Genomic DNA, 13,211 nt, shown 5'->3' with positions numbered 1-13,211 from the left:
CGATCGTCGGAACACATCGTCCGCATGGCGAAATGCCCCGACACAGCGTCGTTCTGGGCCACGCAGGCGGCGCGGATCACAACGGCGGATCAGCGTCGGATTCGAATGGTCGGGTCCTCGCCGACGACCCGGGGAATGCGCGTCGTCTCCGTGTCCGCGGCCATCGCGTCCTCGGACACCGATGCCTCGGCCACCCGCTTGGCGGTCATCCGCTGTTCCAGGAAGATCAGCGTCAAGACCGAGGCCGCACCGGCGAGGGCGAGCAGCAACACCGGCAGCAGATCGCCATCGGGGGTCTGCGCCACGCTGTGCGAGTCCTGCCAGGGCCACAACGCCCGCAGCGATCCGATCATCAGGCCGGTCATCACCGCAAGGGAGACCTGGCGGCGATGCTCCAACAACCACTGCAGGGTCTTCACGAACACCCCGAGGCCGATCACCGCGCCGAGCATGAAGACACCGATGTAGGGCAGGTCCCTGGCGTTGAGTGCCGCCAGGGTCGGCTCGTACAGGCCGACGACCATCATCAGGAACGAGCCGGACAGACCCGGCAACACCAGTGCGCAGACGGCGAAGGCCGCGACGACGCCGACCAACCACAGCGGTGGGTCCTCGATCGAGCCGTAGGGAAGACCGGTGAGCAACAGCGCCGCTGCCGCCGAGCCGATCAGTAGGGCCCAGTGCAACGGCTTGCGCAAGCCGCCCATCATCCGGACCGGCACCAGGATCGACGCCGCGACCATGCCGATGAACACGGCCCGCGACTCGACCGGATACTCCTCCAACATCGGCGTCAACAGCTGCGCCACGGTGACCACCGCGATCGCCATGCCCAGCAGGACCGAACCGAGCAGCAACCAGTCGACCTTGGCCGCCTCGGCCTTGGCCGCCGAGGTCCGCGAGAGGCTGATCTCGATGGTCGCGGCCTCGGCCGGATCCTGACCGGCGCGGACGCCCGGCCCGTTCTGTTTGCCGCCCTTCTTCTTACGGGAGATCCCCGCGACCAACAGCCGTAGCGTGGTCACCAGGTGCCCCGCCGATGCGATCAGTCGTTCGTAGAGACCCGTCACCAAGGCGACGGTGCCGCCGCTGACTCCGGGGATGATCTCCACGGTGCCGATCAGGGCACCGGAGAGGAAGTTCAACGGCGCCGATCTCCAGAACGACGACCGACTGCGGGCACGCTGCTGCGGCGGAGAGGAGGTGGGAGGCACCCGGTCACCGTAACCGGCGACGGGCTGCGGCCGGTTCACCGGCACCACACGGCTATCGGTGTCCGGATCCTCAGCGGGCGACGCGAACCAGTCCCTCCTGAACGACCGAGGCGATCAGCTTGCCGTCTCTGGTGAAGAACCGCCCGTGTGCCAAGCCGCGCCCGCCGGAAGCACTGGGCGACGCGGAGTCGTAGAGGAACCATTCGTCAGCACGGACCGGCCGGTGGAACCACATGGCGTGGTCCAGACTCGCGCCGACGACCCGATCAGCGCCCCAGTAGACGCCGTGTCGCGCCAGCACCGAGTCCAGCAGGGTCAGGTCGGAGACGTAGGCCAGCAGGCAGACGTGCAGTACCTCGTCGGCGGGCAGTTTCCCGGCCGCACGCATCCACACCTGGTTGTGTGCCTCGCGCGGCCCGTTGCGCATGGACAGCCACGGCGGGTCGTTCACATAGCGCAGATCGAAGGGCAGCGGCACGGTCCCGAAGACGCCCAGCTTCTCCTGATGTCCGGCCACCCGTTCCTCCAGGGTGGGCAGTGTCTCGGGATCGGCCACGTCGGGCATCGTCTCGGCGTGATCCAGCCCGTTCTCCCGAAGCTGGTACGAGGCCGACAGCGAGAAGATCGCCTTGCCGTGCTGGATGGCGACGACCCGCCGAGTGGTGAAGGATCGGCCGTCTCGAATCCGATCCACCTCGTAGAGGATCGGGACGCTCGGGTCGCCACCCCGGATGAAATACGCGTGCAAGGAGTGCACGTAGCGATCCGGGGGCACGGTCCGGGTCGCGGCGACCAACGCCTGACCTGCGACCTGGCCGCCGAAGACCCGCACCGGGGACTCCGCCGGGCTGATCCCTCGATAAAGGTTCTCCTCGATCCGTTCCAGATCCAGTAGCGACACCAGACGGTCGAGGACGCCCTGGCGGATGCCGTCCCGGGAGTCCACCGCGGGACCATCGCCGACATCACTCGACCGTGGCGCGGCGGCCGAGCCGACTCCGCTGGTCGGATCGGACGCCGCGTTGTGGTTGATCCCGCTCATTCCGACGTCTCACAGCCGGTCTGCACTTCGCCTCGCATGACCGGAGACGCTACCCCGCGCCGAGGCGGGGCGAAGCCCGCAGAGCTCAGGCGTGGTCGTCCTCACCAAGACGGTGGACCCGGATCAGGTTGGTCGAGCCGACCGTTCCGGGCGGCGAGCCAGCGACGATGACGACGAGGTCGCCGCGCTGATAGCGGTCCATCGACAGCATCGCGTGGTCGACCTGCTGAACCATCCGGTCGGTCGAGTCGACCTTGTCGACCAGGAAGGTCTCCGTGCCCCAGGTCATGGAGAGCTGCGCACGGACCTCCGGCTCCGGGGTGAAGGCCAGCAACGGCAACGAGGTGTGCAGCCGCGCGACGCGACGCACGGTGTCACCGGACTGGGTGAAGGCCACCAGCGCCTTGGCGTTCAGCCGCTCGCCGACGTCGCGGGCCGCGTAGGAGATGACTCCCCGCTTGGTCCTCGGGACGTGGGTGAGGGGCGGAACCACCGTGGTCTCGGTCTCGACCGCCTCGATGATGCGAGCCATGGTCAGCACGGTCTCGACCGGGTAGCGCCCGACGCTGGTCTCGCCGGAGAGCATCACCGCGTCGGTGCCGTCGAGCACGGCGTTGGCCACATCGGAGGTCTCGGCGCGGGTCGGCCGAGAGTTGTTGATCATGGATTCGAGCATCTGGGTGGCCACGATGACCGGCTTGGCGTTCTCTCTGGCGATCTGGATCGCCCGCTTCTGCACCAGCGGCACCTGCTCCAACGGGAGCTCGACGCCCAGGTCGCCGCGGGCGACCATCACGCCGTCGAAGGCCAACACGATGGCCTCGAGGTTCTCCACGGCCTCGGGCTTCTCGAGCTTCGCCACCACCGGGAGCCTGCGGCTACCGACGCGGTCCATCACCTGATGGGCCTGGTCGATGTCGGCGGGCGAGCGGACGAAGGACAGCGCGATGAAGTCAACGCCCAAGGAGAGGGCGAACTCGAGGTCGGCGATGTCCTTGTCCGAGAGCGCCGGGACGCTCACATCCATCCCCGGCAGGGACAGGCCCTTGTTGTCGCTGACCGGGCCGCCTTCGGTCACCTCGCAGACCACATCGGGGCCCTCGACCGAGGTGACGACCAGGCCGACCTTGCCGTCGTCGACCAGCAGGCGGTCGCCCACCTTCGCGTCGTCGGCCAGTCCTCGGTAGGTGGTGGAGACACGGTCGTGGGTTCCCACCACGTCCTCGACGGTGACGCGCACCGTCGATCCCGTCTCCCACTCCACCGGGCCGCCCGCGAACCGGCCGAGCCGGATCTTGGGACCTTGGAGGTCGGCGAGCACTCCGACGGCCCGACCCGACTCGCGGGCGGCCTCACGGACCAGCTCGTACACGCGCTTGTGCTCCGCGTGCTCGCCATGGCTGAAATTCATCCGGGCGACATCCATACCGGCACGAACAAGGTCCCGAATCTTCTCCGGGGTCGCGGTGGCAGGGCCCAGCGTACAAACGATCTTCGCACGTCGACTCACGTCTGGTCAGCGTAGTCCGCTTACTGGACCGATTCTGCCCCGCGAAGCAGAATTCTTGTCTCATTCTGGCTCCCATCGGCGCCGCGAACACGAAGCGTGACCGTCACCATCACGCCGGGCAGCACCGCAGCGATCTTCATCGGAGTCGGGTGACTGATCCGCGACGGCCAGCGACCATCCACCGACGCGAGCCGGATCGGCCGACGGGCGCGTGCCAGACTACGAACCGTGTCGCCGCGATGGACGCCCTTCCTCTTAGCCCTGTTGACCAGCATCGTGGTGTTCTTCATGCCGGCCAGCGGCGTGCCATCGGCTCCACCCGGCACCGACAAGGTGGTTCATGCGGCGGTGTTCGCCGCGCTGACCGTGACCGGGCTGTGGACGACGATCTCGCGACTACTGTTGGCGATCGCGCTGGCCTGCTATGCCTGCCTCACCGAGGTACTTCAGGCCAATCTGCCGCTGGGTCGCAGCGGCGATCCGGGGGACGTGGTGGCCGATCTCGTGGGAGTCGGGATCGCCTGGTCGATGTGTTGGTTGTTCGGGCGGTACGCGGCCCGCCGCCGGGCGAGCGCCGAACGCGTGGGTTAAGCCTCGACCCGAGCAGGCGATCCGGCGACGACCGCCCCGAGGCCTGGGCCTGGGCCTGGCGGGGCGGTCGGCACAGCACGTCGGGACTCGGCGCTCGCCGGTCAGCGCGATCTGGCGACCTCGTAGACCGCCGAGCCGACCAGTTCGAGCGAGACCTGCAGGCGCTGGGTGCTCACGTTGCCCGCCACCGTGTCCTCCGGGGTGTGATAAACGGGCTCCAACAGGTGAGGTCCCGCCTCACCACGCCAACTGAAGTTGGCAGCCGGGATGCCCCGCTCGTGGAAGGGGACGTGGTCGCTGCCGCCCCGTGCCGTCGGACCGGCGACATCGGCCAGGTAGCCCAGCCTGGTGGCCGCCTCGGCGACGGTCGCGGTGGCGAGATTGTCGGCGCCGTCCACGGACAACAGCCAGTACAGGTCGGCAGGCGGGTGGCTGGTGGCGACCATGTCGTTCTGGAAGCAGGCCGAGATCCGCCCCGCCGCGTGATCGTCCAGTTGATCGACGTAGTACCGCGAACCGATCAACCCCTGCTCCTCGGATCCCCATAACGCGAAACGCAGCGCCTTCTGAGTGGGCAGGCTGCGCAGCACCCGCGCCAGCTCCAGACATAGCGCTGAACCACTGGCGTCGTCGTTGGCGCCGGGCGAACCGGGAACCGAGTCGTAATGCGCTCCGATCATGACCACCTGGTCGCCGGATGGGATCGAGGCGGGCCGTTCGGCCAGGACGTTGTAGGAGGTGAGATTGGTGTGCCGGGTGACGACGACCCGCAGCCGCACCGGACCCGCCATCAGCCGTCTGCGCAGCCACTCACCATGAGCCTGCCCGAGGCCCAGCACCGGGATGCCGACCGGCGTCGCCAAGGTAGGCAGGAAGGCACCGGCCTTGCGGTCGGGTGTCGCCGACGACGCGACCAGGAGCACTCCGACGGCACCACGCTCCGCTGCTGCTCGGACCTGGGTCTCCCGGTCCGCCGTGCGGTGATCGATGAGGGCGAACTGGCCTTCGAGTGCCGAGCCCGCCGGATCGTCGGGCGCGATCCCACTCCCGATGTCCGCGACGGCCGCTTCGACCTCGGTATCGAAGGCACCCTGCGGCGAGGCGCTGGCCTGCCACCGCTGTCCGTCCGGAAGGACCAGGTCGGCGAGGTACTTGTCGGCGACAGGGAACGGCTGCCGGGTCACCTGGTAACCCAGCGCCTCGAAACGGGCCGCGGCATAGTCGGCAGCGCGATGTTCCGACTCGGTGCCGCCGATCCGAGGGCCGATCGTCTCCGCGAGGTGCTGGATGTGTCCGAGCGCCCGGCGTCCGTCCACCGAGGCGGCCACGGCCCGATCGCCGACGCCGAGGTTCGGCGCGGTCCCGGCGCCGGGCCGTATCCGCGAGGCCCCGAAAGCAGGCGACGCGGCGCCCGCCATGACGAACGCGGCCAGCGCAGCCGCCCCACCGATGAGATCCCGACGCTTGACTCCGGACAATCAGATCACTCCTCGCGCGCCGCGCGGTCCCCCGCAGCATCCGACAACAGGAAATGACTCTCAGTAATTGAGTCACTCTTATTGGTGTATATGATTCGGAATCTACGGCGCCGGAATTGCAGTGACAAGATGCATCTCAGTCACGCATCGACATAGGCACGCTGGCGTTTCTCACCGACGAGTGAGACCGACGCCGCGGAGCGTCAACGACGGCACGGGCCGCACCAGGCCCCCTACCACCGGGCACGTCAGACCACGGAACCCGTCATGTTAGGGTGCCCTTAGTTGGGTTGCGGCGAGTGGATTCCCGTACCGAAGGAGAGGCGGCAGGCGTTCCATGACCATCGCACAGCGAGAGATCCGCGTTCTGCGTTACGAACTCCGTCCCCGGTTGCTACGCGTGAGCCGGGTCGAGGAGATCACCCCGCGAACCGTGCGGATCACCTTCGTCGGCGATGACCTGCCGGGCTTCCACACCAACGACTACGCGGACCACGTGAAGCTCTGCTTCCCCGAGCCGGGCGCCGAACTGCCGATCATGCCGACGCTCGGCGAGCGCGGCATCGTCCCCACCCCGGCAGGCGGGCCGCAGCCGATCTTCCGCGACTACACGGTGCGCAGGTACGACGCCGACGCAGGCGAACTCGACATCGACTTCGTGCTACACGATCACGGGATCGCAGGCCGATGGGCGGGCACCGCCGCACCCGGTGCGCAGCTCGGCGTGCTGGGCCCACGCGGATCGCACGTGGTTCCCGACGACTTCGACTGGTACCTGCTCGCAGGGGACGAGACCGCACTGCCCGCGATCGGCCGCAGGCTCGAGGAACTCGCCCATCGCAGGCCGGACGTCCCGGTACGCGCATTCGTCGAGGTCGACGGGCCCGCCGAGGAACAGGACCTTGCCGTCGGCGGCCGCACCCAGCTGACCTGGCTACATCGCGACGGGATCGCAGCGGGCGGCACCGAACTGCTGAGCGAGGCCCTCAGCGGCGAGACCCTCCCGGCTGACGGCGAGGGCTACGTCTGGGTCGCAGGCGAGGCAGGCGTGCTGAAGCCGATCCGCAGGCATCTGCGCACGCTCGGGCTCAGCCGCAAGAACTTCAAGGTCGACGGCTACTGGAAGCGCGGCGTGATCAACCACGACCACCACGCCGAGGACGCCGACTAGGAGTATCGCCTGCCCCACCGAGCTCGGTGGGGCAGGCGAACGCTCGTCGTCAGACCACGGCCAACGGAAGCGCGGTCGGATGCACCGGGGCCGGAAGCAGCGACTCGCCCGTCAGGAACGCATCCACCGCATTGGCCACCGAGCGGCCCTCGGCGATCGCCCAGACCACCAGCGACGCGCCGCGATGGGCGTCCCCACAGACGAACACACCGGGCGCACTGGTCTCCCAGTCCGAACCGCAGCCGATCGTGCCGCGCCCGGACAACGAGATACCCAGCTCGTCCAGCAAGGGCATCCGCTCGACGCCCTCGAAGCCGATCGCCAGCAGAACCAGATCGCAGGGAAAGCGCTCGACGTCGTCCGAAACGGGTACGACCCGGCGAACGCCCTGCTCGTCGCGCTGCACCCGCACTCGACGCAGCTCGATCTCCCGGATGTGGCCTTCGTCGTCGCCCACGAAACGCTCGACGGCAACCTCGTACTTGCGCTCCCCACCCTCTTCATGAGCCGGGTAGTTGCGCACTACCACCGGCCAGCTCGGCCACGGCGATCGCTCGTCGTCCCGAGTGTTGGGCGGCTTCGGGTACTGGTCGAGCTGCAGCACACTGGCCGCACCCTGTCGGTGAGCGGTGCCCAGGCAGTCGGCTCCGGTGTCACCGCCACCGATGATCACGACGTGCTTGCCCGCAGCGCTGATCGAGGTTGGTCCGTCGCCCTCGCACTCCCGGTTCGCGGGCACCAGATGTTCCATCGCCAGGTGCACGCCTGCCAGTTCACGACCGGGGATGTCCGGTGCGTCCCGACCACGCAGGGCACCCACCGCCAAGACCACCGCGTCGTAGTCGGCCCGCAGCTGCTCCACGGTCAGGTCGACGCCGACCTCGCAGCCGGTGACGAAGCCGGTCCCCTCGGCACGCATCTGGGCGAGTCGCCGGTCCAGAACGCGCTTCTCCATCTTGAACTCGGGAATGCCGTAGCGGAGCAACCCGCCCAGGCGGTCGTCGCGTTCGAAGACGGTGACCTCGTGGCCGGCCCTGGTGAGTTGCTGGGCTGCGGCCAACCCCGCCGGACCGGAGCCGACGACCGCGACCCGCTTCCCGGAGGAGACCGTCGCGGGCTGCGCCGAGACCGTGCCTTCCTCCCAGTTGACATCGGCGATGGTCTGCTCGACCCGCTTGATCGCCACCGCGCCACCCGCCATCGGCGACAAGGCCAACACGCACCCGGCCTCGCACGGCGCGGGGCAGAGCCTGCCGGTGAACTCGGGGAAATTGTTGGTGGCATGCAGTCGCTCGCCGGCCTGGGCCCACTGGCCACGGCGAACCAGGTCGTTCCACTCGGGGATCAGGTTCCCGAGCGGACAGCCCGCCGTGCCGGAATGACAGAACGGGATACCGCAGTCCATGCATCGCGAGGCCTGGGTGCGAACCTCGTCCGCTCGATCGCCCGGGGTCAGCGCGGCGTATACCTCGTCCCAATCCCCGAGTCGATCGTCCACCGGCCGCTTACCCGGCTCGGCTCTGCTGTGCTTGAGGAAACCATGTGGGTCAGCCACGGGAAGCCTCCATGATCGCCTCGTCCTCGTCACGCCCCTCGGCGCGAGCCATCCGCACCGCTTCCAGAACGCGCTGGTAGTCGCCGGGCATCACCTTGGTGAAACCGGCGGAACGCCTCGGCCAGTCGCCCAGCAGCGAGGCGGCCACCGCCGAGCCGGTGAGCTCGTGATGGCGCTGCACGACGTCGTGCAGCCAGCGCAGGTCCTCCACGCCGGGCCGTTGCAGGTCGACCATCGCCGGGTTGACCAGCTGTGGGTCCAGGTCCAGGACGAACGCGATTCCACCGGACATGCCCGCAGCGAGATTCCGGCCGGTCTTACCCAGCACCACCGCACGGCCGCCGGTCATGTACTCGAAGGCGTGGTCGCCCACGCCCTCCGCGACCAGCAACGCACCGGAGTTCCGGACCGCGAAACGCTCGCCGACCTGGCCACGAAGGAAGATCTCTCCCGACGTGGCGCCATAGCCGATGACGTTGCCTGCGATGACCTGGTGTTCCGCGACGAATCGGGCCTCGGGATGCGGCCGGACCACGATCCGCCCGCCGGACAGCCCCTTGCCGACGAAGTCGTTGGCGTCGCCGACCAGGTCCAGTGTGATCCCCGAAGGCAGGAACGCACCCAACGACTGGCCTGCCGAGCCGGTCAACGTCACCGAGATGGTGTCGTCCGGTAGGCCCTCGCCGCCGAACCGTCGGGTCACCTCGGATCCCAGCAGCGTCCCGACCGTGCGGTTGACGTTGCGCACCGGCAGCTCGAGCCGCACCGCATGCGCATCCTCCAACGCCGCCTCGGCGAGCTGGATCAAGGTCCGGTCCAAGGCGTGGGCGAGACCGTGATCCTGGTCCCGGACCCGACGGCGCATCGTCCCGTAGGTCGCCGTGCCATCGGCGATCGCAGCCGGAACCGCGAAGACCGGGCTCAGGTCGAGACCGCCCGCCTTCCAATGCGACACCGCCTCGTCGGTGTCGAGCAGCTCCGCGTGACCGATCGCCTCGTCGAGCGTGCGGAAACCCAACTCCGCGAGTAGTTCCCGGACCTCCTCGGCCACGAACTGGAAGAAGGTCTCCACGAACTCGGGCTTGCCGGTGTATCGCTTGCGCAGCTCCGGGTTCTGGGTGGCGATCCCCACCGGGCAGGTGTCCAGGTGGCAGACCCGCATCATCACGCACCCCGCGACGACCAGCGGCGCGGTGGCGAACCCGTACTCCTCGGCGCCGAGCAGCGCCGCGACCAACACGTCCCGACCCGTCTTCATCGCCCCGTCGACCTGCACGGTGATCCGATCACGAAGACCGTTGAGCAACAGGGTCTGCTGGGTCTCGGCGAGACCGATCTCCCACGGCGTGCCCGCGTGCTTGAGCGAGGTCATCGCGGCGGCGCCGGTGCCACCGTCATGACCCGAGATCAGCACCACGTCGGCATGCGCCTTGGCCACGCCTGCGGCGACGGTGCCGACGCCGATCTCGCTCACCAGCTTGACGTGCACCCTGGCTTCTTCGTTGGCGTTCTTCAGATCGTGGATGAGCTGCGCGAGATCCTCGATCGAGTAGATGTCGTGGTGCGGCGGCGGCGAGATCAGCCCGACGCCGGGCGTCGAGTGCCGGGTGCGCGCGATCCACGGATACACCTTGTAACCGGGCAGCTGGCCGCCCTCGCCGGGCTTGGCGCCCTGCGCCATCTTGATCTGGATATCCGTCGAGTTGACCAGGTACTCGCTGGTCACGCCGAAGCGTCCCGACGCGACCTGCTTGATCGCCGACCGACGCTCCGGGTCGTGCAGTCGAGCCGCGTCCTCACCGCCCTCGCCGGTGTTGGACCGGCCCCCGAGCCGATTCATCGCGATCGCCAGCGTCTCGTGTGACTCGGCGGAGATCGAACCGTAGGACATCGCGCCGGTGTTGAACCGTTTGACGATCGCCGAGACCGGCTCCACCTCGTCCAGCGCGATGGGTTCGCGCTCACCGTCGCGGAAGCGGAACAGGCCACGCAGGGTGCCGCCCGCCTTGGCCAACCGGTCGACCTCGGCGGTGTACTCGCGGTACACCTCCATCCGACGGGTCTTGGTGGCGTGTTGCAGCAGGAAGACCGTCTCGGGACTGAACAGATGCAGCTCGCCCTCGCGACGGTAGGCGTACTCGCCGCCAACCTCCAACCTGCGATGAGTGCGGTCCGGCGGATTCTCCGGGTAGGCCAGCCGATGACGGTGCGCGACCTCGGCCGCCAGCACGTCCAGACCGACCCCGCCCAGCTTCGAGACCGTTCCGGTGAAGTACTCCCGGACGACATCGCCCGCAAGCCCGACGGCTTCGAAGACCTGAGCGGCGGTGTACGCGCCCACCGTGGAGATGCCCATCTTGGACATCACCTTCAGCACGCCCTTGACCAACGCCTTGACGTAGTTCTGCACTGCGGTGGCCGGCTCGATCCCGGTGATCTCACCCGTCGAGACCATGTCCTCGATCGTCTCGAATGCCAGGTAGGGATTCACCGCGGCCGCGCCATAGCCCAACAACAGCGCGATGTGGTGCACCTCGCGGGCGTCGCCCGACTCCACGACGAGCGCGACCTGCAGCCGCTCCTTGGACCGGACCAGGTGGTGGTGCACCGCCGACACCAGCAGCAAGGCGGGGATCGGTGCGTGTGCGTGATCGGAATCGCGATCGGAGAGCACCAGCACCCTGGCGCCACCGGCGATGGCGGCGCTGGCCTCCTGCCGGACCCGTTCGATGGCCTGAGCCAGTGCGTCGCCGCCCCCGTCGACCTCGTACAGCCCGGAGATCACCCGGCACGCGAAGCCGGGGAGATCGCCGTCGTCGTTGATGTGGATCAGCTTGGCCAGCTCGTCGTTGTCGATCACCGGCCTCGGCAGCACGATGTGTCGACACGAGGCGGGCGAGGGATCGAGCAGGTTGTGCTCCGGACCCATCACCCGCGCCACCGAGGTGACGATCTCCTCGCGGATCGCGTCCAACGGCGGGTTGGTGACCTGGGCGAACCCCTGCACGAAGTAGTCGTAGAGCATCCGCGAGCGCTCGGACAGCGTCGCGACCGGCGTATCGGAACCCATCGACCCGGTAGGTTCGGCGCTGGTCACGGCCATCGGCGTCAACAGCACGCGGAGCTCTTCCTCGGTGTAGCCGAAGGTGAGCTGCCGTCGCACCACGGAATCGTGGCTCTGCACGACGTGGTCCCGAGCGGGCAGCGCCGCGAGCTTCACCAAGCCCGCGTGCAGCCACTCGGAGTAGGGCTGCTCGGCGGCGAGCTCCCGCTTGACGTCATCGTCGTCGACGATGACCCCGGCCTCGGTGTCGATCAAGAACATCCGGCCCGGCTGCAGCCTGCCCTTGGAAACGACCTGCTCGGGGGCGATGTCCAGCACGCCAGCCTCGCTGGCCAGCACGACCCGGTCGTCGACGGTCCGCCACCAGCGCGCGGGACGCAGTCCGTTGCGGTCGAGCACCGCACCCACCAGGGTGCCGTCGCTGAAGGTCACACAGGCGGGACCGTCCCACGGCTCCATGACACTGGCGTGGAACTTGTAGAACGCGCGACGCGCAGCGTCCATCTGCGTGTTGTTCTCCCACGCCTCCGGAATCATCATCAACACCGAGTGCGGGAGGCTGCGGCCGGTCAGATGCAGCAGCTCCAGGACCTCGTCGAAGGTCGCCGAGTCGGAACCGTCCTCCGCGCAGATCGGGAACAGTCGCTCCAGATCGGCCTCGGCATCCGTGGTCGAGCCCGGACGTGCCAGGTGCGCGGAGGCAAGCAGCGCCTCGCGGGCCAACATCCGGTTCCGGTTACCGCGAATGGTGTTGATCTCGCCGTTGTGGGCGACGAACCGGAACGGGTGCGCCAACGGCCAAGACGGGAAGGTGTTGGTCGAGAAGCGGCTGTGCACGAGGGCGATCGCGCTGACCAGCCGAGGATCACGAAGATCGGGGAAGAACGCAGGCAGCTGCTCGGTGGTGAGCATTCCCTTGTAGACGATCGTCCGGGAGGACAGCGACGGGAAGTACACGCCACAGCCTTCGCGGACGCTCTCCCGCTCGACACGCTTACGCAGGCAGAACGCGAGTCGGTCCAGTCCGAGACCGGTCGGCTGAGTGCCCTCGGCATCGGGCACACCCTCGGCCAGCAACATCGCGAAGTGCGGCATGCAGGACCGAGCACTCGGCCCGACGTCGGCCCCATCGGCATCGGTCGGGACGTCACGCCAGCCGATGACCCGCAGGCCCTCCTCGGCGGCGAGCTGCGCGACCATGGACTTGGCCGCGTCACGCTGCGTCAGGTCCACCGGGAGGAAGGCCATCCCCGCGACATAACGATGCGCACCCGTCTCATCGGGCTCGGGCAGCGACAGGCCGGTGTCGGCGCGCAACAGGCGGTCGGGCAGCTGCAGCAGAATGCCCGCGCCGTCGCCGCTACTCGGCTCCGCGCCCGCAGCACCCCGATGGTCGAGGTTCGCCAAGGCGATCAGCGCGTCGCGAACGATGTCATGGGATCGACGCCCCTTGACATCGGCGACCATCGCCACGCCGCACGAATCGCGCTCGTCCTCCGGGTTGTACAGGCCCTGCGGGCCGGGGATGGCGGAGAAGATCACGAACAGACCTCCCTCGTCGTCCTGGCCGACTTGGTCAAGTCGGT

At 68.4% G+C, this 13,211-nt stretch carries 8 protein-coding genes; 2 read left to right on the top strand and 6 right to left on the bottom strand.

What is annotated here, in order from left to right; all coding sequences use genetic code 11:
• Nucleotides 1-89 precede the first annotated feature (89 nt).
• From BKA25_RS09340 to pyk, 3 genes are all read right to left on the bottom strand, one after another.
• Entirely contained in the window at nt 90-1,214 is a 1,125-nt protein-coding gene (locus BKA25_RS09340; RefSeq protein WP_184285083.1) for a DUF368 domain-containing protein, read from the bottom strand.
• Between the two features lie 70 nt (nt 1,215-1,284).
• Complete coding sequence (gene tesB, locus BKA25_RS09335) at nt 1,285-2,256, bottom strand: acyl-CoA thioesterase II (RefSeq protein WP_084643203.1); 972 nt, start codon at nt 2,254-2,256, stop codon at nt 1,285-1,287.
• 85 nt (nt 2,257-2,341) lie between these two features.
• A complete protein-coding gene (pyk, locus tag BKA25_RS09330; RefSeq protein ID WP_069850566.1) occupies nt 2,342-3,766 on the bottom strand; it encodes a pyruvate kinase in 1,425 nt (474 codons plus the stop codon).
• A gap of 228 nt (nt 3,767-3,994) precedes the next feature.
• On the opposite strand from pyk, the gene BKA25_RS09325 reads away from it, so the two are divergent.
• A complete protein-coding gene (locus BKA25_RS09325; protein ID WP_236750308.1) occupies nt 3,995-4,357 on the top strand; it encodes a VanZ family protein in 363 nt (120 codons plus the stop codon).
• A 101-nt stretch (nt 4,358-4,458) separates the two neighbouring features.
• Here the strand turns inward: BKA25_RS09325 and BKA25_RS09320 are convergent, their stop codons facing one another.
• Nucleotides 4,459-5,835, bottom strand: coding sequence for a M28 family peptidase (locus BKA25_RS09320; protein ID WP_069850570.1), 1,377 nt, complete (start codon nt 5,833-5,835; stop codon nt 4,459-4,461).
• A 337-nt stretch (nt 5,836-6,172) separates the two neighbouring features.
• Between BKA25_RS09320 and BKA25_RS09315 the strand changes: the two genes are divergently transcribed.
• Nucleotides 6,173-7,006, top strand: a complete 834-nt coding sequence (locus BKA25_RS09315; RefSeq protein ID WP_069850571.1) for a siderophore-interacting protein — start codon at nt 6,173-6,175, stop codon at nt 7,004-7,006.
• A gap of 49 nt (nt 7,007-7,055) precedes the next feature.
• Here the strand turns inward: BKA25_RS09315 and BKA25_RS09310 are convergent, their stop codons facing one another.
• Together BKA25_RS09310 and gltB are read right to left on the bottom strand one after the other, a co-directional pair.
• Nucleotides 7,056-8,561, bottom strand: coding sequence for a glutamate synthase subunit beta (locus tag BKA25_RS09310; RefSeq protein ID WP_069850573.1), 1,506 nt, complete (start codon nt 8,559-8,561; stop codon nt 7,056-7,058).
• Nucleotides 8,554-13,167: a glutamate synthase large subunit gene (gene gltB, locus BKA25_RS09305; RefSeq protein WP_069850574.1), complete on the bottom strand. Its 4,614-nt coding sequence runs from the start codon at nt 13,165-13,167 to the stop codon at nt 8,554-8,556. Before gltB ends, BKA25_RS09310 begins: the two co-directional genes overlap by 8 nt.
• Nucleotides 13,168-13,211: the final 44 nt, after the last annotated feature.

Origin of the sequence: Actinoalloteichus hymeniacidonis, assembly GCF_014203365.1 — a bacterium.
Lineage (GTDB): Bacteria > Actinomycetota > Actinomycetes > Mycobacteriales > Pseudonocardiaceae > Actinoalloteichus_A > Actinoalloteichus_A hymeniacidonis.
Note: the sequence above shows the minus strand (reverse complement) of the source record. Positions and strands in the feature narration are given on the sequence as shown.